This window comes from uncultured Aquitalea sp., from assembly GCF_945957525.1.
GTDB lineage: Bacteria > Pseudomonadota > Gammaproteobacteria > Burkholderiales > Chromobacteriaceae > Aquitalea.
In genome coordinates this window covers 17,118-38,864 of the sequence record NZ_CAMFLA010000024.1, presented here as the reverse complement: position 1 = coordinate 38,864, position 21,747 = coordinate 17,118, and the positions used below count along the sequence as shown (strand labels likewise).

Annotated in this window: 20 protein-coding genes; 10 read left to right on the top strand and 10 right to left on the bottom strand. The window is 63.1% G+C overall.

Annotation, left to right across the window (positions count from 1 at the left end; translation table 11 throughout):
* Positions 1-191: 191 nt before the first annotated feature.
* On the bottom strand, positions 192-1,634 hold the full coding sequence (locus Q0P52_RS17590; RefSeq protein WP_293765765.1) for a PLP-dependent aminotransferase family protein: 1,443 nt from the start codon (positions 1,632-1,634) through the stop codon (positions 192-194).
* A 358-nt stretch (positions 1,635-1,992) separates the two neighbouring features.
* Between Q0P52_RS17590 and Q0P52_RS17585 the strand changes: the two genes are divergently transcribed.
* The 7 genes from Q0P52_RS17585 (at position 1,993) to Q0P52_RS17555 (ending at position 7,641) form a co-directional block, all read left to right on the top strand.
* Positions 1,993-2,607, top strand: a complete 615-nt coding sequence (locus tag Q0P52_RS17585; RefSeq protein ID WP_293765764.1) for a LysE family translocator — start codon at positions 1,993-1,995, stop codon at positions 2,605-2,607.
* Positions 2,608-2,812: 205 nt separating this feature from the next.
* Entirely contained in the window at positions 2,813-3,370 is a 558-nt protein-coding gene (locus Q0P52_RS17580; RefSeq protein WP_293765763.1) for an isochorismatase family protein, read from the top strand.
* Positions 3,348-3,644, top strand: a complete 297-nt coding sequence (locus tag Q0P52_RS17575) for a DUF1272 domain-containing protein (protein WP_366062659.1) — start codon at positions 3,348-3,350, stop codon at positions 3,642-3,644. The genes Q0P52_RS17580 and Q0P52_RS17575 overlap by 23 nt, the downstream gene beginning before the upstream one ends.
* A 128-nt stretch (positions 3,645-3,772) precedes the next feature.
* Positions 3,773-4,681: an EamA family transporter gene (locus Q0P52_RS17570; RefSeq protein WP_293765761.1), complete on the top strand. Its 909-nt coding sequence runs from the start codon at positions 3,773-3,775 to the stop codon at positions 4,679-4,681.
* The gene (locus tag Q0P52_RS17565; RefSeq protein ID WP_293765760.1) at positions 4,671-5,606 is read left to right on the top strand and encodes a helix-turn-helix domain-containing protein; all 936 of its coding nucleotides are present in this window, start codon (positions 4,671-4,673) and stop codon (positions 5,604-5,606) included. Before Q0P52_RS17570 ends, Q0P52_RS17565 begins: the two co-directional genes overlap by 11 nt.
* A 95-nt stretch (positions 5,607-5,701) precedes the next feature.
* Positions 5,702-6,358: an LPP20 family lipoprotein gene (locus Q0P52_RS17560; RefSeq protein WP_293765759.1), complete on the top strand. Its 657-nt coding sequence runs from the start codon at positions 5,702-5,704 to the stop codon at positions 6,356-6,358.
* On the top strand, positions 6,358-7,641 hold the full coding sequence (locus Q0P52_RS17555; RefSeq protein ID WP_293765758.1) for a flagellar assembly protein T N-terminal domain-containing protein: 1,284 nt from the start codon (positions 6,358-6,360) through the stop codon (positions 7,639-7,641). The genes Q0P52_RS17560 and Q0P52_RS17555 overlap by 1 nt, the downstream gene beginning before the upstream one ends.
* 110 nt (positions 7,642-7,751) lie before the next feature.
* On the opposite strand, the gene Q0P52_RS17550 is transcribed toward Q0P52_RS17555, so the two are convergent.
* On the bottom strand, positions 7,752-8,234 hold the full coding sequence (locus Q0P52_RS17550; RefSeq protein ID WP_293765757.1) for a GNAT family N-acetyltransferase: 483 nt from the start codon (positions 8,232-8,234) through the stop codon (positions 7,752-7,754).
* A gap of 142 nt (positions 8,235-8,376) precedes the next feature.
* A complete protein-coding gene (locus Q0P52_RS17545; protein WP_293765756.1) occupies positions 8,377-9,246 on the bottom strand; it encodes a serine hydrolase in 870 nt (289 codons plus the stop codon).
* A 238-nt stretch (positions 9,247-9,484) separates the two neighbouring features.
* Here Q0P52_RS17545 and uvrB point away from each other — a divergent pair, with 238 nt between their 5' ends.
* Positions 9,485-11,497 carry an excinuclease ABC subunit UvrB gene (gene uvrB / locus Q0P52_RS17540; protein ID WP_293765755.1) on the top strand — a complete coding sequence of 671 codons (2,013 nt, stop codon included), beginning with the start codon at positions 9,485-9,487 and terminating at the stop codon, positions 11,495-11,497.
* A gap of 73 nt (positions 11,498-11,570) precedes the next feature.
* Here the strand turns inward: uvrB and Q0P52_RS17535 are convergent, their stop codons facing one another.
* Positions 11,571-12,560: a bile acid:sodium symporter family protein gene (locus Q0P52_RS17535; RefSeq protein ID WP_293765754.1), complete on the bottom strand. Its 990-nt coding sequence runs from the start codon at positions 12,558-12,560 to the stop codon at positions 11,571-11,573.
* Between the two features lie 97 nt (positions 12,561-12,657).
* Here Q0P52_RS17535 and Q0P52_RS17530 point away from each other — a divergent pair, with 97 nt between their 5' ends.
* Both Q0P52_RS17530 and rlmF read left to right on the top strand, forming a co-directional pair.
* Positions 12,658-13,596, top strand: a complete 939-nt coding sequence (locus tag Q0P52_RS17530) for a LysR family transcriptional regulator (RefSeq protein WP_293765753.1) — start codon at positions 12,658-12,660, stop codon at positions 13,594-13,596.
* Between the two features lie 117 nt (positions 13,597-13,713).
* Positions 13,714-14,673 carry a 23S rRNA (adenine(1618)-N(6))-methyltransferase RlmF gene (gene rlmF / locus Q0P52_RS17525; RefSeq protein WP_293765752.1) on the top strand — a complete coding sequence of 320 codons (960 nt, stop codon included), beginning with the start codon at positions 13,714-13,716 and terminating at the stop codon, positions 14,671-14,673.
* A 137-nt stretch (positions 14,674-14,810) separates the two neighbouring features.
* Here rlmF and miaA read toward each other — a convergent pair whose 3' ends face one another.
* The 6 genes from miaA to secF form a co-directional block, all read right to left on the bottom strand.
* Positions 14,811-15,788 (bottom strand): tRNA (adenosine(37)-N6)-dimethylallyltransferase MiaA, encoded by a 978-nt coding sequence (gene miaA, locus Q0P52_RS17520; RefSeq protein WP_293765751.1) that lies wholly within the window; start codon positions 15,786-15,788, stop codon positions 14,811-14,813.
* A gap of 124 nt (positions 15,789-15,912) precedes the next feature.
* Positions 15,913-17,343, bottom strand: a complete 1,431-nt coding sequence (gene sbcB, locus Q0P52_RS17515; RefSeq protein WP_293765750.1) for an exodeoxyribonuclease I — start codon at positions 17,341-17,343, stop codon at positions 15,913-15,915.
* Between the two features lie 8 nt (positions 17,344-17,351).
* The gene (locus tag Q0P52_RS17510) at positions 17,352-17,969 is read right to left on the bottom strand and encodes a thymidine kinase (RefSeq protein WP_293765749.1); all 618 of its coding nucleotides are present in this window, start codon (positions 17,967-17,969) and stop codon (positions 17,352-17,354) included.
* A gap of 33 nt (positions 17,970-18,002) precedes the next feature.
* Positions 18,003-19,898, bottom strand: coding sequence for a DNA mismatch repair endonuclease MutL (mutL, locus tag Q0P52_RS17505; RefSeq protein WP_293765748.1), 1,896 nt, complete (start codon positions 19,896-19,898; stop codon positions 18,003-18,005).
* 169 nt (positions 19,899-20,067) lie between these two features.
* Entirely contained in the window at positions 20,068-20,700 is a 633-nt protein-coding gene (locus Q0P52_RS17500) for a DedA family protein (RefSeq protein WP_293765774.1), read from the bottom strand.
* Positions 20,701-20,800: 100 nt separating this feature from the next.
* The gene (gene secF / locus Q0P52_RS17495) at positions 20,801-21,736 is read right to left on the bottom strand and encodes a protein translocase subunit SecF (protein ID WP_293765747.1); all 936 of its coding nucleotides are present in this window, start codon (positions 21,734-21,736) and stop codon (positions 20,801-20,803) included.
* Between the last annotated feature and the right edge of the window lie 11 nt (positions 21,737-21,747).

The following is a 21,747-nucleotide window of genomic DNA, read 5'->3' as shown; positions in this document are numbered from 1 at the left end:
TCTGGGTATTCGCGTCGCGGCGGCAACGTTTCCATCGCGGGTGAGTTGGCCATGCTTGCCGGGGATGCGGGGAAGAGGGCAAGCAAAGCCGCCATTGCTAGGCAGTGCTTTGCCGCGCAGTTGGCATCGTCTGCGGTGGTCGGGTTGCCAGATGGTTCGCCAGCTGCCCGGCCAAAAATACCAGTGCGAATTCAGGCGGAAGCCAGTTGCTGGTGAGCGAGCATGCCGATGCGGGTCAGTGCCGCCACATAACGTTCATCCATCGGGTAGCAGCATGACAGGCGCATGGCGTTGCGATAGCGGCCCCCGGGCGAGTACAGCGGGCCGGGCATGATGCTGATGTTTTCTGCGATGGCCGCGTGAAACAGTGCCACGCTGTCTACCTGCTCGGGCAGTTCCAGCCAGATGAGAAAACCGCCGGCCGGATCGGTGGCGCGGGTGCCGGCCGGAAAGTGGCGGGCGATCAGGCCGCGCACCTTTTCCACATGAGCGGCGTAGCGGCGCTTGAGGGCGCGCAGATGGTGATCGTAGCCGCCGGACTCCAGAAACGCCCCCAGCGTTTCCGACAATACTTGCGGCTGGGCTACGGAGGAGGCGAATTTCAGCTTGCGCAGGGCGTCGCCAAAGCGCCCGCCTTCCATCCAGCCGACGCGGAAGTCGGGCGCTAGCGTCTTGTTGTAGCTGGAGCAGACGATGACCCAGCCGTCGTCGTCAAAGGCCTTCACCGCAGGCGACAGCGTGTCGCTGAACTGCAGTTCGGCGTACAGCGCGTCCTCGATCAAGGGCACCTTGTACTGGTTCACCAGTCGGGCCAGCCGTTTCTTGGCTTCCAGCGGCATGCTGCACCCAAGCGGGTTGTGCACATTGGGCATAGCCACCAGCGCCGTGATGCGCTGCTCGGACAGCAGCAGCTCCACCGCATCCATGGCCAGTCCGGTTTGCGGGTCGGTGGGAATTTCCACCGCCTTCAGGCCCAGGCTGGCGAACAAGGGCAGCAGATTGAAATAGGTGGGCGACTCCAGCCCCACCGCGTCTCCAGGCCGCGTCACGGCGCGCAGCGCCAGTTGCAAGGCCTCCATGCAGCCATTGGTGAGGATGATGTTGTCCGGCTCCAGCGCCATGCCCAGCTCCAGCCCGCGCCGGGCAATCTGCACCCGCAGGCGTTCGGAACCGGGCGGCAGGGCGTAAGTGCTGATCATGCCGGGCTGCCGGCGCAGGATCTGCCCCATCAGGCGGGCCAGTTTATTGCCGGGGTAGAAGTCGCCGCCGCGCGGGCAGGCCAGCGCCAGATCGATAAAGCCCGGAGTTTGCTGAGCTGCCAATACGGTGCCGATCAGGTCCAGCACCTTGTTTTCGGTGGGCTTGGCCGGGCCGCTGCGGGTGGTAGGTGCACGGGCTGGCGAGGGCAGTCTGGCGCGCACGTAGTAGCCGGATTGCGGTCTGGCTTCCACCAGCCCCCGGTCCTCCAGCACTCTGTATGCCGCCACAACGGTATTGAGGCTGAGGTTGCGGCTTTGCGAGGTGCGTCTGACCGAGGGAAGGCGCGCACCGGGCGGCAGCGTGCCGCGCGAAATGGCGAGGGACAGATCATCCGCCAATTGCTGGTAAAGGGTGGCGTTGGCCGAATCGGTCATGGTGGGGTCCGGGTAAGCGCTGCATGCAAGTAATGGTTACAGTGCCTGAGAATGCGGCAGTGCGGCAGTGACAGTAATCATCATAGAGAATGGTGACAGTGCCGGCAAATACACGACTGTCACCATGACAATGGCGGGTCTTTGCGGCTGTCACCAAACGGGCGCGGCTTTCAGAATGTAAGGGCAGTCAGGCAAACCCCGTTGCTTGTTCAAGACCTCCGCCGTCACGGCGAGGGTGTCCGACAACAGGAAAGTCTGACGGCCAGGCTGCCGGCCAACGCTTTCGCGCCAGAGGTTTTTCAGCGCAGGGGACATTGGGGGCAAGCCATTTCCTGATCATTTCGCCAAGGTGCCCGTCATGCTTGAAGTCGCTCTGATGTCCTATGTGGGCGTGATGTCCATCACGCCCGGCCCCAATAATCTGATGCTGGCGGCGTCTGGCGTCAATTTCGGTTTCCGTCGCACGCTGCCGCACATGCTGGGGATCAGCCTGGGCTGCGCGGCGCAGGTATTCATTACCGCCAGCCTGCTGTCCTGGGTGCTGGGCTGGCTTCAATCCGCTCGCTTGCCGCTGGCGCTGGCCGGCTGCGTTTATTTGCTGTGGCTGTCCTGGCGCATTGCCGGTTCCGGCAAGCCGGAGGCGAGGGAGGAGGCGCAGCCGATGAGCTTTCTTGGCGCGGCGCTGTTCCAGTGGGTCAACCCAAAGGCCTGGGTGATGGTGATCAATGCCGCAATCCTGTTCATGCCTGCGGACCCGGCCTTGCGCATCGGCGGTGCGCTGACGTTGGCCGTGGTGTTCGCCATCGTCAACCTGCCGTGCATCAGCCTGTGGGCTTGGGTGGGCGAAAAACTGCGCCACTGTTTGTCCGGTGCGCGCGGCCTGATGGTGTTCAATCTCAGCATGGCCGTATTGATGGGCGGTACCGCCATGTGGCTGCTGCTGGATGAGTTGCGGCATGCCGGGCTGGTGTAAGCCGCTTAAAGCGGTTAACAAAAATCGGTATCACGACTGAGGCGCAACGCAGCGTCAGGAGTTTGGTAAACCGCTTTTCAAGAGATGTCCGTTTTTGGCAGGGTATTGTCCGCGCATGGCCTGAAACAGCCTTGCCGGGTGATCTAGACTGTGTCCGTCCACTCAAGGCAAACGGTCGACGATGTCGATCGCAAGGAGACTGAAAATGAGCAAGGCGGCATTGTTGGTGATCGATGTGCAAGACTCTTTCCTGCACAGGGATTATTGGGAAGAAAGCGGGCTGCCCGCGTTCCGGCAGGCGGTGTCGGCGCTGATAGCTGGCGCACGCGAGCGCGGCGTGCCGGTGGTGCAAGTCTTGCACGAGGACGGCGAGTATCCGTTTGACCAAGCCTCCGGGCTGGTGCGGGCGCAAGCCTGGCTGCCGGACGCGCCGGATGCCATTTTCATCAAACATGTGCACAATGCCATGATCGGCAGTGGTCTGCATGAGTGGCTGACCGAGCGCGGCATCGGCAAACTGCTGGTGTGTGGCATTCGTACCGAGCAATGCTGTGAAACCACCACTCGCGTGGCCTCCGATCTGGGCTATCAGGTGGATTTTGTCAGCGAGGCCACGCTCACCTTTGCTATGACCCACCCGTTCAGCGGCAAGCGCTACTCGCCGGCGGAGATTCGCGAGAAAACCGAACTGGTGCTGGCCGGCCGCTTTGCCCGCATCGCTTCGGTGGCGGAAGCTCTGGATGGTTTGCCGAAGGAGCGCTGACATGCTGACATTGCGACCCAACTGCGAGTGCTGCGACGTCGATCTCCCACCTGATAGCCTCGAGGCCATGATCTGCACGTTTGAGTGCACGTTTTGCCGTCCATGCGCCGAACAGCGCCTTGGCGGCGTTTGTCCCAATTGCGGAGGGGAGCTGGTGAGAAGGCCGAGGCGGCCGCCTGCGGCGCTGGCGCGCCACCCGGCCAGCGCCAACAGGGTGTTGCGCGAGCAACCCTGCCCGCGCCCGGCGGCAGATCCCTCAGGCGACGCGGCCTGAACGTCGACAGGGCGACAGGGGCGGCGGGCCCCTGCTTGCTGGCGCGCCGCGCTGCCGCTTGTTTCGCCTTGTCCCGGTCTTGCGCGCGAGATATTGAACAGCCTTTCAGCACAGAAGGAATGAATGGCATGCCCCTTCAGGATGTTTTGCAAGCTCTCGCCATTGTCGTGGTGTGGGGTATCAACTTTGTCGTCATCAAGTGGGGCGTGGCGGATGTGCCGCCCCTGTTGCTGGGCGCCTTGCGCTTCGCGCTGGCGTCGTTTCCGGCCTTGTTGTTTATTCGCCGACCAGCCATCCCCTGGCCTTGGGTAGCGGCTTATGGTCTGACCGTGGGGCTGGGCCAGTTTTCCTTCTTGTTCAGCGCCATCAAGTTGGGCATGCCGGCGGGGCTGGCGTCGGTGGTGTTGCAATCGCAAGCCTTCTTCACGCTGATTCTGGCCGGGCTGGTGCTGAAGGAGCGCTGGCAGGCGGCGCAGGTGGGCGGTTTGCTGTGCGCGGCGGCCGGGCTGGCGCTGATCGGCATGGCCAAGGGCGGCAATATGACTGCCATCGGCTTTGGCCTGACGCTGGCGGCGGCGGTCTGCTGGGCCGGTTCCAACATCATTATCCGGTTGATCGGCAAGGCCGGTTATCGCATTCAGCCGCTCAATCTGGTGGTGTGGTCCAGCCTCGTGCTGCCGCTGCCGTTCTTTGCGCTGTCGTTGCTGATCGAGGGCGGCGAGCGCGTCACAGCTGCGCTGAGCGGCTTTTCCTTGTCGTCCTTTCTGGCGGTGGCCTACCTCGCCTTCATGGCCACCTTGCTGGGTTACGGCATGTGGAGCCGGCTGCTGAGCCGGCATCCCGCCAACAAGGTGGCGCCGTTTTCCTTGCTGGTGCCGGTGGTGGGGGTGCTGACATCCTCCCTATTGCTGGGCGAGCGGCTCAGCGTGCTGCAAGCCGCCGGCAGCGTATTGCTGCTGGGCGGGCTGATCGTCAACCTGTTTGGCGGGCAATGGCTGCAGCGCTTGCGTACACGACCGGTGCGGCATGGCGCGTGAACTGTATTTTGTGTTGACGCCCGGCTTCATGTTGCTGGACTTCGCCGGGCCGGCGGAGGCCTTTCGCATCGCCAATCAGTTTGGCGCGGCGCTGCATTTGCATTACTGCGCGCCGCACGAAGCCACGCCCAGCTCGCTTGGGCTCCCGCTGGGCGGGCTGGCACCCTTGCCCGATACGCTGCCCGACGGCGCCGTGATACTGATCCCCGGCGCGGCCGGATCGGCCGATGCCTATGCCCAGCCGGAGGCGCGGACAGTGATTGCCTGGCTGCGCCGCGTGTTCGATCCCGCCCGCCACATTCTCGCCACGGTATGTTCGGCCGCTTTGCTGGCAGCCGAGGCCGGCTGGCTGGCGCACAGGCAATGCACCACCCATCACACCCTGCTGGCAAGGTTGGCCGAAAGCGCGCCTTCGGCCCGGGTGCAGGACAATCGCGTGTATGTGCAGGACGGCCCGGTGTGGAGCAGCGCCGGCATCACCGCAGGCATAGACATGGCGTTGCAGATGGTCAGCCAGCTGGCGGGGCCTGCCATTGCCCGCGACGCCGCGCGGCACATGGTGGTGTACTTTCGTCGCTCGCCGGGCGATCCGCAGCTGTCGCCGTGGCTGGCGCACCGTAATCACCTGCATCCCGCAGTGCACCGGGCGCAGGATCTGATTGCCGCCGCGCCGGACGAGTCATGGCCGGTGCAAAGGTTGGCCGAAGCGGTGCATGTCAGCGCCCGGCACTTGTCGCGGCTATTTCGCGAGCAGGCCGGGGTGTCGGTGCATGACTACCAGACCGCGCTGAGGCTGGCGTTGGCCATGCAATGGCGCCATGCAGGCTTCTCCAAGGAGAAGGCCGCGCTGGCGGCGGGATTTTCCTCCGCGCGCCAGTTCAATCGCGCCGCCGCCGCGCCGGCGCTGTGCGATAGCGTGAAATAAGCCTCAAGTTTCCACGGGTATGGCCGATAACGGAGTGTCGTGGTGGAGGGATCCGTCGCGACGCGCCTCCAAAACAAGTAGAAACGGTCATCGCCATGAACACCTGCACTCGCCATGTTCTCGCTCTTTCCATCCTGCTGGGCCTGACGGCCTGCGCCTCCGCCAGTCAGCCTGAACCGGTTGCCGGCGTTCGCCCCGTCGTTGCCAGGGAGCCGGCCCCCGGCGGCGCGATGACCGGTGTGGGTTACGCCGGTCCGGGCATCGAGCCCGAAGCGCCCAGGGTGGTGGTGAAGGAGGTCAATCCTTACGCGCCCGTCACGATTCGCGTTACCGGCAGCGGCGCGGCCCCTTACAGCTCGGCCCTGACGCCGTCCCAGCGCAAGTTGCTGGCCATGCGCGCGGCGCGGCTGGACGCTTTCCGCTCCATCGCCGAGCAAGTGCAAGGCATGAAGCTGGTGGGCAACAGCTCGGTGGCCAATATGGTGTCCACCAGTGATAGCTTCCGCACCTATGTGGATGCCTACCTGCGCGGCGTAAGTGTGATCTCCACTTCCATGCGGCCGGACGGCACCAGCGAGGCGGTGGCGGAGATCGTGCTGGATCAGGACTTCTACAAGCAGTTCAAGAATGCGCTGGAAAAAAATGGTAGTGTTATGAAAGCCGCGCAGGAAAACGCTGCGGTGGGAGTGGAGTGCGCCGAAGGCAATTGCGGCGCCTCGCGTTACGAAAGCAACTTCTACGTAGCCCACTGATGACCATACGGACTTTCCGTTACACAGTTGCCGCCCTTGTGGCGGCATTTGTTTTTTCACCGTTCGCGTTAGCCGCGCCGGTAACCGCCGAGGGCATTGCGCCGCTGGACGGCGGGCAGGCCGCCGCGCGCGAGCTGGCTATCCGCGATGCCCTGCAGCAAGCCGCCATCAGCCAGGGCGGCGAATTCAAATCCCTGCAAATGATGGAATCCGGCAATGTGGCGGAAACCAGCACGCTGTCCGCCCCTTCCTTGCAGGGCAAGGTAAAGGTGTTGAAAGAGTACAGCGCGGATGGGCTTTACCATGTCCAGCTGCGAATAGACCCGTCCGCCGGCGCGGCAACGCCGCAGGCTAAGCCGCAAAGCGCCGCCTGTGGCATGCCCGCAGGCCGCGTATTGCGCCGCAAATTGCTGACTACCTATTTCCACGTGGTGCGCCCGGCGGAAGCCAACGATTTGCAGGAGCTGGCCACCTCGGTGCCTACCGATCTGGCGCGTCGCCTGTCGGCCAAGGGTGGTTTCGATGTGCGCGATGCCGGCCGGCTGACCGTGCTGTCCAACTCCTACAGCAGCGAGCCCGCCGCCGGTTGGGAAACCGTGCATGAAATCGGTCGCAAGGAAGACATCCAGTTTGTGGTGGCCGGTCGCATTCTCTCCACCGCCGTCACGGACAAGGCGCTGCGCGCCAGTCTGTATGAGTCCAACAACGTCAGCGAGCAAGGCATGTACTACAACGGCCCGTTTGCTAATCTGCTGGGCGGGGCGGTGAAATTCCGTCCCACTGCGCGCCAGTTCGATATGGAGGTCTGGGTATACGACACGCTGACCGGCGCCGTGCTGGCAAGCCGCCGCGTCAGCAATGTCGCGCAGGGCAAAGTGCTGTCTCCCATCAAGGTGCCATTCGGCTCCGCGGCTTTCTGGGATACCGATTATGGCCGTATGGTGAATGGCGTGCTGGACAAGGCGGCGAATGAAGTGGCGGACGTGGTGGCCTGCATTCCCTTGGCCGCCAAAGTGGTGAAAGTGGATGGCGGCAAGCGCGTATACCTGAATGTGGGTGGTCTGGACGGCATTGCCACGGGCGATCAGTTGCTGCTCTACAAACCGCGATCGGCGGAGGTGGTGCGCAGCGGTGGGGGCGTGCGCGAGCTGGGTGTGCCGGAGGACTTGTCCGGTAGCGTGTCGGTGATTCAGGTGCAGCCCAATTTTTCCATCGCGGTGGTGCAAAGTGCCCGTTTGCCGGTGGAAGAGGGTGATTACGTCCGCTTCATGACCCGCAAGTAGATACTGTCAATCGCAGACTCTGGATGCCTCGGGGCAAGGTTTGCGCAATGCTTGAATAAGAAAAGCCCGGTCCGCGCAGATCCGGGCTTTTTCTTGGGCGTGATCGCGGTTCAGGCCCCTTCGGCAAACCTTTGCAGCGCATCGCCGGCCAGACGGTAGCGCACCCATTCCGACTGTGGTTCTGCACCGAAGGACTGGTAAAAGTCGATGGCGGGCTGATTCCAGTCCAGCACGCTCCATTCGAAACGGCCGCAACCTTGTTGCACCGCCAGCCTCGCCAAATGGCGCAGCAGGCACTTGCCTGCGCCGCTGCCGCGCGCCGCGGGGGTGATGTAGAGGTCTTCCAGATAGAGGCCCGACTTGCCAAGCCAGGTGGAGTAACTGAAAAAGTAGACCGCATAACCGACGGGATGCCCGTCTTGCAGGCAAATCAGTCCGCGGGCCGGAGAGTTGGCGTCGAACAGCGAGCTTTCGATATCGGTCACGCTGGCCACCACTTCGTGTTCGGCCTTCTCATAGATGGCCAGTTCGCGGATGTAATGCAGGATGAGGGCGGCGTCGCCGCGCTCGGCGGGACGGATTTCAATGGTCAAGGCTGCGCTCCGGTTGCATGGGCAAAGCCCTAACGCTAGCAGCAAGCGCTGGGAAAGGAAACCCGTGATGCCATGCAGGTAAGCGGCGCGTGATCGGACGCAAAAAAAGCCGGACAGTGTCCGGCTTTTTCGTCTGCGGTTTTTAACCCGCCAGCCAGCTGGCCGGGTGGGCTTCCAGCCAGGTCTTGATGTTGCGGGCGTCGTTGAAGCGCGCCGCGCTGCCGCCTGCGGCCAGCAGCACGATGATCAGCGGCTGCGAACCCACCGTGGCTTGCATCACCATGCAGCGGCCGGCCTCTTGGATGTAGCCGGTTTTCTGGATGCTGATGTCCCAAGTGCCTTCGCGCACCAGCGCATTGCTGTTGCGGTATTGCAGCAGGCGGTTGCGCACGGAAACGATCTGGTGCTCAGGCGTAGTGGTGAAAGCGCGGATCAGCGGATAGGTGTGGGCGGCTTTCACCATGCGGGCGAGGTCGGCCGCTGTGGACGTGTTGCGCAGATCAAGCCCGGTGGGGTCGTAGAAAACCGTCTCGGTCATGCCCAGGCTGCGCGCCTTGTGGTTCATGCGCTCCACGAAGGCCTGCGTGCCGCCGGGCAGCGCGGTGCGCGCCAGAGTGGCGGCGGCGCGGTTTTCCGACGACATCAGCGCCAGTAGCAGCATTTCCTTGCGCGTCAGCGTGGTGCCCACGGCCAGGCGCGAGGTGGTGTTCTTGACGCGATCGATTTCCGCGTCGGACACGGAAACTTCCTGATCCAGCGATACGCCGGAATCCAGCAGCACCATGGCGGTCATCAGTTTGGAGATGGACGCGATGGGCATGCGCTGGTGGATGTTCTTTTCGTAAAGCGGTTCGCCGGTGACGCCATTCAGCACCAGCACCGAATGGGAATTCAGACGGGGTACCGCGTGGTCGGCCATCTGGCTGGCCACCATGACGCCTTGCGGTGGCGCGGCGACAGCCGGCATTGCCAGCGCGGCCGACACCAGAATGGCGGCGAATTTCCTCAGCATGATTTTTACACTCCCGTGTCTTGTCATTTGGAGATACGGCATCACGGAATGCCGCCGGCTTATTCTTGCCGGTCAGTCATCCCGACTCTCGGAATAGTTATCGGGTTGCCTGCATTTTAAACAATCTTTCGCCTCTGCGGCGGGCAAATTCGCGATTAGTGATACGAAACGACAACAGGTGAGTTCGTCCTTTTATCGGCGTAGAATTCCCATTCTTCAGACCCGCTCAGAAATATCCATGCTGACATCTTTTCCTGGCAGTCCATTCCGTCTCAATCAGGTGTTCGAGCCTGCCGGCGACCAGCCCACCGCCATCGCCCAGTTGGTGGAAGGGCTGGAGGATGGCTTGTCGTATCAGACGCTGCTGGGGGTGACCGGGTCCGGCAAGACTTTCACCATGGCCAACGTCATCGCCCGCACCGGGCGGCCCGCCATCATCATGGCGCACAACAAGACGCTTGCCGCGCAGTTGTACAGCGAGATGCGCGAGTTTTTCCCGGAAAACGCCGTGGAATACTTCGTCTCCTACTACGACTATTACCAGCCGGAAGCCTATGTGCCCAGCCGTGATCTTTTCATTGAAAAAGATTCCAGCATCAACGAGCACATCGAGCAGATGCGCCTGTCGGCCACCAAATCCATTCTCGAGCGGCAGGACTGCGTGATCGTGGCCACGGTGTCCGCCATCTACGGTATTGGCGATCCGTCCGACTACCATCAGATGATCCTGCATCTGAAAGAGGGCGAAAGCATCCCGCAGCGGCAGATTATCAGCCGTCTGACCGGCATGCAGTACGACCGCAACGATACGGATTTCGCCCGCGGCACCTTCCGCGTGCGCGGCGACGTGATCGATATCTTTCCGGCGGAAAGCAGCGATACCGCTTTGCGGGTGAGCCTGTTCGACGATGAAGTGGAAACGCTGACCTTGTTCGACCCGCTGACCGGCAGCACCAAGCAGCGTGTCGGTCGCTATACCGTGTTTCCGTCCAGCCACTACGTCACGCCGCGCGACACCGTGTTGCGCGCTTGCGAGAAGATCAAGACCGAGCTGACCGACCGCGTGGCCTGGTACCAAAAGGAGGGCAAGCTGGTGGAGGCGCAGCGCATTGAGCAGCGCACCCGGTTTGACCTGGAAATGCTGTACGAAATGGGCTTCTGCAAGGGCATCGAAAACTATTCGCGGCATTTTTCCGGCCGCGGGCCGGGCGACCCGCCGCCCACGCTGATCGATTACTTGCCGAAAAACGCCTTGATGTTCATCGACGAGTCGCATGTCACGGTGCCGCAGGTGGGGGCCATGTACAAGGGCGACGCCGCGCGTAAACAGAATCTGGTGGATTACGGTTTCCGTCTGCCGTCTGCGGCGGACAACCGCCCGCTCAAATTCCACGAGTTTGAAAAGCTGATGCCGCAAACGGTGTTTGTTTCCGCCACGCCCGCCGCCTATGAGAAGGAACATGCGGGGCAGGTGGTGGAGCAGGTGGTGCGGCCTACCGGCCTGGTGGACCCGGTGATCGTGATCCGTCCCGTAGCGACGCAGGTGGACGATCTGCTGTCGGAAATCCGTCTGCGCATGGAGCGTTCCGAGCGGGTGCTGGTCACCACGCTGACCAAACGCATGGCCGAGCAACTGGCCGATTACTACACCGAGCACGGCATCAAGGTGCGCTATCTGCACAGCGATATCGATACCGTGGAACGAGTGGAGATCATTCGCGACCTGCGACTGGGCATGTTCGACGTGCTGATCGGCATCAACTTGCTGCGCGAGGGGCTGGATATCCCGGAGGTGAGCCTGGTGGCGATTCTGGATGCGGACAAAGAGGGCTTCCTGCGCTCGGACCGCTCGCTGATTCAGACCATCGGCCGCGCCGCGCGCAACCTCAACGGCATGGCCTTGCTCTACGCCGACCGCATCACCGATTCCATGAAGCGCGCCATCGACGAAACCGAACGCCGCCGCAACAAGCAGCTGGCCTTCAACGCCGAGCATGGCATTGTGCCCAAGGGCATCGACAAGAAGGTGAAGGACATCATCGACGGCGTGTACAGCCCGGACAACGAGCGCAAGCGGTTGGTGGACGATGCCCGCGTGGCGATGATGGACGAGAAAACGCTGGCCAAGGAAATCAAACGGCTGGAGAAGGAAATGCTGGAAGCGGCGCGCAATCTGGAGTTCGAAAAAGCCGCCGGCCTGCGAGACCAGCTGAAAACCCTGAAAGAAAAAGCCTGGATCAGCGATTTGTAAGTTGCGGCGCGCCGGTAACCTTCCGCAGTGCGGGGGCGGCTGGCTTCGGCCAACCTTGCCCCTGCCGGCCTGATCAGGCCTCGGCGCCGGCGTTGGCCGCTTCGCGTTCCGCGTAGCGCTGGTGATACCGCTGGGCGAGGAAGGCGCATACCATCAGCTGGATCTGATGAAACAGCATCAGCGGCAGGATCAGCGCACCAAAGCTTTGCCCGGCAAACAATACCTTGGCCATCGGCACACCGCTGGCCAGGCTTTTTTTAGAACCGCAGAACATGATGGTGATGCGGTCCTCTTCATTGAATCCCAGTTTTTTGCTCAGCAGCGTGGTGGCCAGCAGCAGCACGGCCAGCAATACCACGCAGCATAGCGCCAGCCCGGCCAGCGCGCTGGCGGGCAGCTGCTGCCACAGCCCGTTGTACACTGCCGCGCTGAAAGCCGTGTACACCACCAGCAGAATCGATCCCTGATCCACGTATTTGAGCATGGCCTTGTGCTTGTCCACCCAGCGGCCGATATGACGGCGGGCGATCTGGCCGGCGATGAAGGGCAGCAGCAGCTGCTCGACGATATTCAGCACCGAATGCCAGCCCTGGCTACCGGCATCGCGATGCACTACCAGCATGCCCACCAGCAGGGGGGTGAGCAGGATGCCGAACAGATTGGACGCTGTGGCGCTGCAAATGGCTGCAGGCACATTGCCTTTGGCTAGCGAGGTGAAGGCAATGGAAGACTGCACGGTGGAAGGCAGCATGCACAGATAAAGAATGCCCAGGTACAAGTCGGGCGTGACCAGTGGACTCAGCACCGGCTTGAGCAGCAGCCCCAGCAAGGGGAAGAGGGCAAAGGTGCAGGCCATCACCAGAAGATGCAGACGCCAGTGGGTGGCACCGGCGATCACCGCTTCGCGCGACAGTTTGGCGCCGTGCAGGAAGAACAGCAGTGCGACGGCAAAGGTGGTGACGCCGTCCATCAGCGCGGCGAATTGCCCGTGCACGGGCAGCAGGCTGGCCAGCGTCACAGTGCCGATCAGCGCCAGGGTGAAGGAATCCAGAATCTTGAACATGACATGACCTGTCATCGAGAAAACACGAGCCGCTATTGAACAATGGATCAATTGATCATACAAATGGATTTATCGGATCAATTGATGAGAAATCAGCATGAATGTTCGTTTGCGGCAACTGGAAGTCTTTCTGGCGGTGGCGCGGCAGCAGGGTTTCGGTCGCGCCGGCGACGCCATCGGCCTGTCCCAATCGGCCGTCAGCCGCAGCATTCGCGAGTTGGAGGCCGAGCTGGCGGTGCGGCTGTTTGACCGCACCACGCGCGAAGTGGCGCTGACCGATATCGGCCGACGTTTTTATCTGGCGCTGAGCCGGCAGCTGGAGCAACTGGATCAGGTGCTGGAGGAAACCCGCAGGTTGGCCGAAGGCGAGCAGGGCACGGTGCACGTGGCCACCAGCCCCACGCTGTCCGGTGGGCTGATGCCGGCCATTCTGGCCGCCTGCGGGGCGCAACTGCCCTCGGTGCACCTGCAAGTACATGATCAGGTGCAGAAACTCAATATCGATAGCGTGCGCGCCGGTGAGGTAGATTTTGGCATCGTGGTGGAGGCGGATGATCTGGACGACCTCGACTGCCGGCCGCTGCTGACGGACGGCTTCTGGCTACTGTGTCGCAATGACCACCGTTTCGCCGCCATGGCGTCGGTGGCGTGGCGGCAACTGCACGGTGAAAAGCTGGTGTTGCTGGATTACCAGTCCGGCAGTCGCAGTCTGATAGATCGCTTGCTGGGCGAATACGGTGCGCACTGCCCGGTGGCGCAGCAGCTGGGGCACTCCACCTCGGTATTCCGGCTGGTGGCGGCCGGCGTGGGCGTGACGGTGACGCCGGGGCTGGCGCTGCCCGTGCCGGAAGGCTCGCCGGTGCGCCTGCTGCCGCTGCTGCCCTATCGCCAGCGCACCATCATGCTGATTCGTCGTAAACGCCACGGTTTGTCGCCAGTGGCGGAAAGGGTCTGGCAGCTGATTCTGGCCCAATCCGCCGAGCTGCAGAAGCTGGCGCCGGCAGCCCCCGAGGCGTTGACCGGCGAGGCCGGGTAGTACGCCCGGACCGATCTGTTGCGCGCCAGCGCAACAGACAGCGCGGCGGCTTTTCAAACGGAGCGCGCTGTTTTCTGCGATACTGCGCACCCGCCTGTTTACGTTTTCATTGCCGCCATGAGTTCATCTTCCGTCAGCCTGCATCCGCGCAACCGCCATCAGGGCCGTTACGATCTGGTCGCGCTGCAAGCCGAGTGTCCGCAGCTTGCCGCCTATCTCGTCACCACGCCCGCCGGCGAAACCAGCATCGATTTTGCCGACCCGGCGGCGGTGAAGTGCCTCAACCGCGCCTTGCTGGGCTTGTGGTACGGCCTGCGTGACTGGGACATCCCCGAAGGCTATCTCTGCCCGCCCATCCCGGGGCGCGCCGATTATGTGCATTGCGTGGCGGATTTGCTGCGTCAGAGCGGCGGCGGCCAGGCCCCGGCGCGCACCCGCATGCTGGACGTGGGCACCGGCGCCAGCGCCATTTATGTACTGATTGGTCGCGCCGAGTACGGCTGGGATTGTGTGGGCAGCGACATCGACAAGCCGGCGCTGGATAACGCCGCCGCCATTCTGCGCGCCAATCCGAGCTTGGCCGAAGGCATTGCCTTGCGCGTGCAACGCAAGAGCCAGCAGGTGTTCGACGGCATATGGCGTCAGGGCGAGCGCTTTGAAGTGGTCATGTGCAATCCGCCTTTCCATCTTTCCGCCGACGAAGCCGCCAAGGCCACCGAGCGCAAGTGGCGTCACCTGGGCAAGGGCAAGGAAGAGCGTCGCGGGGTGCTGAACTTTGGCGGTCGCGCGGATGAGCTGTGGTGTCAAGGCGGCGAAGTGGCCTTCATTGGCCGCATGGCGGAAGAGAGTCGCCGCTATGCCCGCCAGTGCTTGTGGTTTACCAGTCTGGTGTCGCGCGAGGACAACCTGCCGGCCATTCGCCGCGCGGTGAAGGATGCTGGGGCGCGTCACAGCAAGGTGGTGACGATGGGGCAGGGGCAGAAGCGCAGCCGTTTTGTGGCCTGGACTTTCCTCGACAAGGCGGCGCACCTGGAGTGGGTGAAACAGAGCGTGGCGGCGGCCAAACAGGGCGTGTGACCGTTCTTGCCTGCGCATGAACGCAGGCAGGCGCGGGTTGCAATGAAAAAGCGGGCTGCCTCAGCCCGCTTTTTTCTTGCTTTGGCGCAGGTGATGACACTGTGCAGAGCGCCAGGGCCAAGGCGCAGGGCTTGCCGTCAGAAGGCGCCGCGATACACCAGATTGTCCGCCATGTCGCGGCCGGCGAGGAAACGTTCGCAAGCGTCCAGCACGGCGGTTTCCACATCCGGGCGTTGCGCGTTCACCGGCAGCACGTCCAGGCTGCGCATCCAGGTGAGCTGCCGCTTGGCCAGCTGGCGAGTGGCGGCGATGCCGCGTTCGATGAATTCCGCCTCGCTGCAGGCACCGTCCAGATAATCCCAGGCCTGACGGTAGCCCACGCAGCGCATGGAGGGCAGGTCCGGCGTCAACGCCGGCCAGGTTTGCCGAAGCGTGCGCACTTCTTGCAGAAAATTCTGCTCCATCATCAGCCGGAAGCGCAGCGCGATGCGTTCGTGCAGCCAGCCGCGCTGTTCGGGCGCCAGCGCCAGCGGCAGGAAGCGGAAACTGGCGGCGGCTTCTTTGCCGCGAGCAATCAGCGCGGACATGGGCTGGCCGCTGATCAGACAGACTTCCAGTGCGCGGTGGATGCGTTGCGAATCGTTGGGATTGAGGCGGGCGGCGGTGTCCGGGTCCAGCGCCGCCAGCTTGCGGTGCATGCCCGGCCAGCCCAGCTCCGCCGCTTCCGCGTCCAGCCGGGCGCGCAGCTCGGCATCCGCTTGCGGCAGGTCGGATAAGCCTTCCAGCAGCGCCTTGTAGTAGAGCATGGTGCCGCCGGCCAGCACCGGCAGTTTGCCGCGCGCGTGGATGTCGGCGATCAGACGATTGGCGTCGGCATGAAAGCGCGAGGCCGAGTAGGTTTGCAGCGGATCGATGATGTCGATCAGGTGATGCGGACAGACCGCCATTTCCTCCGCGCTGGGCTTGGCGGTGCCGATGTCCATGCCCTGGTACACCAGAGCCGAGTCCACGCTGACAATCTCCACGGGAAAGCGCTGGGCCAGCGCCAGCGCGAGGCCGGTCTTGCCGGAGGCAGTGGGGCCCATCAACAGCAGGGCGCGCGGGGTATCGGTCATGGCGGAAAACGGAAAATCGGACAGGGGGCGATTGTCGCACAAGCCGCCGCCGGATGGCAGCGGCTTGTCCTGATGGCGAGCGGGCCTTCGGCCAACTTGGTCCCTGGAAAGGCGAGGCCGTTTTTCAGACTGCTGGCGGCAGGATCAGAGCAGGATAGTCGGCCAGCGCTTGCAACACCTCGGCGCGGCGCGGGTCGTCGCCAGGCGCTTGCGCGGCCAGTTCTTCGCGGAAGGACGCCAGCGTGCGGCCCGGAATGCAGCCGTCCCGCAGCTTTTGCCCTCGCCAGTCCAGCCAGCGGGCTTGCTCGCTGGCGGAGAGGGTGTCCGGAAAATTGCGGGCGCGGTAGCGAAACAGCAGTTCGTTGAGTTGAGCGTCTTCAAAAAAGGGCATTTCGTTGGTCAGCAAACCCGCGCTTTGCTGGCGCAAGCGGGCCAGCACCTTGCGATCGTTGTTGGAAACAAAGCCGCCGTAGAGATTTTCGTCCACGTCGCGCGGGCCGTTGTCTTCGCGCTGGTAGACGCTGCGCCATACCGGGGTGAGGTCGGGCAGGGCGGCGGCGTGCTCGGCATGGCGCTGGATGTCCGCCATATTGATGCCCCAGTGCTCGCGCCGCTCGTCGCTCAGCACTTTGAGATTGGCCACGACGAAGGGGGACTTGTTGATGTGGATAGTCTTGATGGGCAGGCGGGTGAGGCCTTCTGGCAGGTCTTCGCTGCGGGTGTAAAGCCGCTGGCGGATAGCCTCCGGTCCCAGGCCGCGCAGCTGGTCCGGGTCTTGCGCCAGATCCCAGACAATCACTTCATTGCTGTTGCCGGGATGTTGGGCCAGCGGCCAGACGATGGCGATGTTGCCGCGCTCCGGGCCATACATGCCGGAAATGTGCAGCAGGGGCTTGGGCGCGTGCAGGTTGAGTTGCAGCTTGACCGCGTCCTTGCGGCGCAAGGCGAGGTAGTAGTCGAACAGCTTGGGCTGGCGCTGGCGGATCAGCCGCGCCAGTGCGATGGTGGCGCGCACATCGGACAGGGCGTCATGAGCTGCTTCGTGCAGCAGGCCGTTGGCGGCGCTGAGGTGTTCCAGCTTGAAACTGGGACGGCCGTCTTCATGAAGCGGCCACTCGATGCCCTCCGGACGCAGCGCGAAGGTGGCGCGCACCAGATCCAGCAGGTCCCAGCGCCCGCACTGGTTTTGCCACTCGCGGGCGTAGGGGTCGATCAGATTGCGCCAGAACAGGAAGCGCGTCACTTCATCGTCAAAGCGCAGCGAGTTGTAGCCCACGCCAATGGTGCCGGGGGTGGCCAGTTCGCGCTCGATCACGCCGGCGAATTCGTGCTCCGGCACGCCGTGTCGCAGGCAGTGCTGCGGCGTGATGCCGGTGAGCAGGCAGGCTTCCGGCGCCGGCAAGTAATCCGGGGCGGGTTTGCAGTAGAGCATCACCGGTTCGCCGATTTCATTCAGCTCGGCGTCGGTGCGCACACCGGCAAATTGCGAAGGGCGGTCCTGGCGCGGCACGGCGCCGAAGGTTTCGTAATCGTGCCAGAAGAAAGTGTGGGACATGGTGCTGTTCAGTGGGCTGAGGCCGGCAGTGTCGCATCCCCGGCCGCCGCGGCCAAGGCCGGGCTGTCCGGCTCGCCTACATGAAAGCAGCGGCCGCAGACGGCGCGGTAGCGGGTTTCTCCGCCGATTTCCACTTGCGGGCCGTCTTGCACCCTGCGGCCGTCGGCATCGATGCGGATGTGCATGGTGGCTTTCTTGCCGCATTCACAGATGGTTTTGATCTCTTCCACGTCTTCCGCTCGCGACAACAGCCAGGCGGAGCCGGGGAAGGGGTGGCCGCGAAAATCGATGCGCAGGCCGAAGCAGATCACTGGCACATTGCGGGTGTGCGCCAGCTGGTGCAATTGGCACACTTGGTCCGGGGTGAGAAATTGCGCCTCGTCCAGCAGCAGGCAGGCGATATCCGCATAGTCGCGCTGAAGAAAATCCAGCTCCGGGTCAAAAGTCAGCGCATCCCGCTGGATATTCAGCCGCGAGGTGATCTTGCCCACGCCGAAGCGGTCGTCGATGGCGGCGGTGTAAAGCAGTACGGCCTTGCCCATGCTTTCGTAGTTGTTGGCGATTTGCAGCAATTGCGTGCTCTTGCCACTGTTCATGGCGGCATAGCGGAAAAACAGTTTGGCCATTTCGGCGGGTCTTTCAGATTCGGGTGGCGCGGCTCAACGGCCGCGCATGAAGAGATTGTCCAGGTCTTTCATGGTGAGCCGCGCCCAGGTGGGGCGTCCGTGATTGCACTGGTTGGAGCGCTCGGTGGCCTCCATGTCGCGCAACAGTGCGTTCATCTCCGCCAGTGTCAATTGCCGGTTTGCGCGCACTGCGCCGTGGCAGGCCATGGTGGCCAGCAGCTCGTTGCGGCGCTCGGTGAGCACCCGGCTGAGGCCGAATTCGCGCACGTCTTTCAGCACGGCCCGCGCCAGATCCACCGGGTTGCCGTCCTTCAGCCAGACCGGCACGCCGCGCACCGCCAGCTGGGTGGGAGACAGCGTGGCCAACTCTACGCCCAAGGCCTTCATTGCTTCGCCATGCTCGTGCACGGTGGCCACTTCCATGCGGTCGGCGGCAAAGGATACCGGCAGCAGCAGCGGTTGCATGGGGATGGCGTCGGTTTCCATGGCGGCTTTCAGCCTTTCATACACAATGCGCTCGTGCGCCGCGTGCATGTCCACCACGATCAGCCCCTCTTCGCACTGACTGAGAATGTAGACGCCGTGGAGTTGCGCCAGCGCGAAGCCCAGCGGCGGCATGCCCTCGCTGGCGGGCGGCAGCGCGGCAATGTCGGCTGCCGGCAGCATGGAAGGCAGGGCCGGCGCAGGATCCGCATCAAGGTTGGCCGAAGGCGCGGCGCGCTCTTCTTCGCGCAAACCGGAGAACAGCTTGTCGTAAATGCCGATGGATTCGCGCACTACCTGCAGCGGGATGCTCTGTTGCTGGTAGGCGAATTGGCGGGCCGGCGCGCCGCCGCTGGCGGGCGCGCCCGGGCGTGTGGCGAACGGGCTGTCCGGCGCGGCTTGCGTCGGCGCTGACTCTGCGGGCGACGCGCCGGCGGCGGATGGCCCGGTCAGGCCGGCGCTGGTGCCGGCCAGGGCTTTGTTGAGGCTGTGAAACAAAAACTGGTGTATGGCCTGACTTTCCCGGAAGCGCACCTCGATCTTGGTGGGGTGCACATTCACGTCCACGCCTGCCGGATCCATGGTGAGGAACAGCGCATAAACCGGATGGCGCTCGTGATGCAGTACATCGCGGTAAGCCTGGCGCAGTGCGTGCTGGGCGGTCTTGTCGCGCACGAAGCGGCCATTGACGTAAAAAAACTGCGCGTCGCGGCTGGACTTGGAATAGGTGGGCGAGCCGATGAAGCCGCTCAGCGTCATCTTGCCGGCGGCGGTTTCGACGGCCAGAGAGGACGCGGTGAAATCTTTGCCCAGCAGAGCAGTGACACGGTCCACCAGGCTTTGCGCCGGCAGTCGCCAGACTACCTTGCCGTTGTGGCGCAGCAGAAACTCCACCTGCGGATGGGCCAGTGCGATGCGCTCGAAGGTGGCTTCGCAGTGGGCGTACTCGGTGTTTTCGCTCTTGAGGAATTTGCGGCGCGCCGGCGTATTGAAGTAGAGATCCACCACTTCCACGCTGGTGCCCGGCGCATGCGCGGCTGGCTCTACCGGGTGCAAGGCGCCGTCGATGGCGATGATCTGGTGCGCGTGCGGACTGTCGGCGGGGCGGCTGGTGAGGGTGAGCCGCGACACAGAACCGACGCTGGCCAGACCTTCGCCGCGAAAGCCCAGCGTGCCTACTTGTTCCAGATCGTCCAGCGACTGGATTTTGCTGGTGGCGTGGCGGTCCAGCGCCAGCGGCAAATCGTCTTTGTCGATGCCGATGCCGTTGTCGGTGACGCGGATCAGCTTGATGCCGCCTTGCGCCAGATCCACGGTGATCTTGTCCGCACCGGCGTCCAGGCTGTTTTCCAGCATTTCTTTCAGCGCGGAAGCTGGGCGTTCCACCACCTCGCCGGCGGCGATCTGGTTGACGAGATGATCGGGTAGCTTATGGATGCGTTTCATAAGAGCGACATGATAGTGCCAGCCGGCGCAGGAGGGTAGAAAAAGCAGAGGCCGCATGCGGCGGCCTCTTTGTTTGCGATGTTTGAGCTGGGTTTGGCCGCCGCTGCGACGTAGCGTTGCGGCGGCCAAACCGGTATCCAATCCGCCGGTTTCAGCGAGGGGGCGGGATTTATTTTGCCGCGCGCTTGTGCCGCCAGAACTCGATGATGGCGGGCAGGAAGGAAACGAAAATGATGCCGAAGATCAGTAGCTCGAGGTTTTTGCGCACGAAGGGCAGGTTGCCGAAGAAATAGCCCGCGTAGGTGAAGCCAGCCACCCACAGCACCGCGCCGGCCACGTTGTAAACGGTGAACTGGCGGTAGCCCATGCTGCCGATGCCGGCCACAAAGGGCGCGAAGGTGCGGATGATGGGCACGAAGCGGGTGAAGATGATGGTCTTGCCGCCGTGCTTGTCGTAAAAGGCGTGGGTCTTGGCCAGGTATTCCGGTTTGATCAGCTTCGGGTAGCGCTGCAACAGCGCATTGCCCAGATAGCGACCGATGGTGTAGTTGACGGTATTGCCCAGAATGCCGGCCAGGATCAGCGAGCCGGTCAGCAGATGCACATCCATCTTGCCCATGGCTGCCAGCGCGCCGGCAACAAACAGCAGCGAGTCGCCCGGCAGGAAAGGGGTTACCACCAGGCCGGTTTCGCAGAAGATGATGAGGAACAGGATGGCGTAGATCCACACGCCGTAATCGACCACCAGCTGGGCCAGATGTGTGTCGATGTGGAGAATGAAGTCGATAAGGAAAGTCAGCACTTCCATGGAGTGTCCCGATAGGTGAGGCAGGTTGGCCGAAAGGGTGCCGCATAAAAAACTGGCCGGTCAAGACCGGCCAGTTGTCCGTTGGGGCGGTGAATCAGACCACCGCTTCTTCTTTCGGTTTCGTCGGCTTGATCATGTGTTCGCGACTCACACCCAGCCACAGGGCGATCGGGCTGGCCACCAGCACCGAGGAGTAAATGCCGAACACGATGCCGATGGTCAGCGCCATGGCAAAGCCGTGCAGCGCCGGGCCGCCGAATACCAGCATGGACACCACCATCATTTCCGTGGAGAAGTGGGTAATGATGGTACGGCTCATGGTGGCGGTGATGGCATTGTCGATGATGGATGCCGTGTTGCGACCGCGCATGCCCGGCTTGCGGAAGTTTTCACGGATACGGTCGAACACCACCACCGATTCGTTCACCGAGTAGCCCAGTACCGCCAGTACGCCGGCCAGCACGGTCAGCGAGAACTCCCAGCGGAAGAAGGCGAAGCAGCCAAGGATGATCACCACGTCGTGCATGTTGGCGATGATGGCCGACACGGCAAAGCGCCACTCGAAGCGGATGGCCAAGTAGAGCATGATGCCGATGCAGACCAGCACCGCGGCGGTCAGGCCGTGACTCACCAGCTCCTCGCCCACGGACGGGCCGACAAAGTCCACTTTGCGCAATTGCACGCTAGCATCCTTGGTCTTGAGCAGGCTCATCACCTTTTCCGACAGCTGGGCGGACGTGATGCCCGGCTTGTTGGGCAGGCGGATCATGACGTCGCGGCTGCTGCCCAGCGTCTGCACCGTGGCTTCGCCCAGTTTCAGGCTGTCCACGCTGTCGCGGATCAGATTGAGGTCGGCCGACTGCTGATACTGCACTTCCAGCACGGTGCCGCCGGTGAACTCAACGCTGTAGTTGAGACCACGGGTAGCGAGGAAGAACACGGCCAGGATGAAGGTGACCAGCGAAATCGCCGTGGTCAACCGGCCGTAGCTCATGAACGGGATATCCCGTTTGATACGGAAAAGCTCCATGATGCCCGTCC

Bases quoted from the DNA above. Each gene is read 5' to 3' on its own strand.
- Q0P52_RS17565 (WP_293765760.1), top strand. From the start codon at position 4,671: ATGGCGCGTGAACTGTATTTTGTGTTGACGCCCGGCTTCATGTTGCTG.
- Q0P52_RS17590 (WP_293765765.1), bottom strand. From the start codon at position 1,634: ATGACCGATTCGGCCAACGCCACCCTTTACCAGCAATTGGCGGATGAT.
- rlmF (WP_293765752.1), top strand. From the start codon at position 13,714: ATGAGTTCATCTTCCGTCAGCCTGCATCCGCGCAACCGCCATCAGGGC.
- Q0P52_RS17560 (WP_293765759.1), top strand. From the start codon at position 5,702: ATGAACACCTGCACTCGCCATGTTCTCGCTCTTTCCATCCTGCTGGGC.
- Q0P52_RS17570 (WP_293765761.1), top strand. From the start codon at position 3,773: ATGCCCCTTCAGGATGTTTTGCAAGCTCTCGCCATTGTCGTGGTGTGG.
- Q0P52_RS17555 (WP_293765758.1), top strand. From the start codon at position 6,358: ATGACCATACGGACTTTCCGTTACACAGTTGCCGCCCTTGTGGCGGCA.
- Q0P52_RS17530 (WP_293765753.1), top strand. From the start codon at position 12,658: ATGAATGTTCGTTTGCGGCAACTGGAAGTCTTTCTGGCGGTGGCGCGG.
- Q0P52_RS17575 (WP_366062659.1), top strand. From the start codon at position 3,348: ATGGTTTGCCGAAGGAGCGCTGACATGCTGACATTGCGACCCAACTGC.
- secF (WP_293765747.1), bottom strand. From the start codon at position 21,736: ATGGAGCTTTTCCGTATCAAACGGGATATCCCGTTCATGAGCTACGGC.
- Q0P52_RS17510 (WP_293765749.1), bottom strand. From the start codon at position 17,969: ATGGCCAAACTGTTTTTCCGCTATGCCGCCATGAACAGTGGCAAGAGC.
- miaA (WP_293765751.1), bottom strand. From the start codon at position 15,788: ATGACCGATACCCCGCGCGCCCTGCTGTTGATGGGCCCCACTGCCTCC.
- Q0P52_RS17545 (WP_293765756.1), bottom strand. From the start codon at position 9,246: ATGCTGAGGAAATTCGCCGCCATTCTGGTGTCGGCCGCGCTGGCAATG.
- mutL (WP_293765748.1), bottom strand. From the start codon at position 19,898: ATGAAACGCATCCATAAGCTACCCGATCATCTCGTCAACCAGATCGCC.
- Q0P52_RS17585 (WP_293765764.1), top strand. From the start codon at position 1,993: ATGCTTGAAGTCGCTCTGATGTCCTATGTGGGCGTGATGTCCATCACG.
- sbcB (WP_293765750.1), bottom strand. From the start codon at position 17,343: ATGTCCCACACTTTCTTCTGGCACGATTACGAAACCTTCGGCGCCGTG.
- Q0P52_RS17535 (WP_293765754.1), bottom strand. From the start codon at position 12,560: ATGTTCAAGATTCTGGATTCCTTCACCCTGGCGCTGATCGGCACTGTG.
- uvrB (WP_293765755.1), top strand. From the start codon at position 9,485: ATGCTGACATCTTTTCCTGGCAGTCCATTCCGTCTCAATCAGGTGTTC.
- Q0P52_RS17580 (WP_293765763.1), top strand. From the start codon at position 2,813: ATGAGCAAGGCGGCATTGTTGGTGATCGATGTGCAAGACTCTTTCCTG.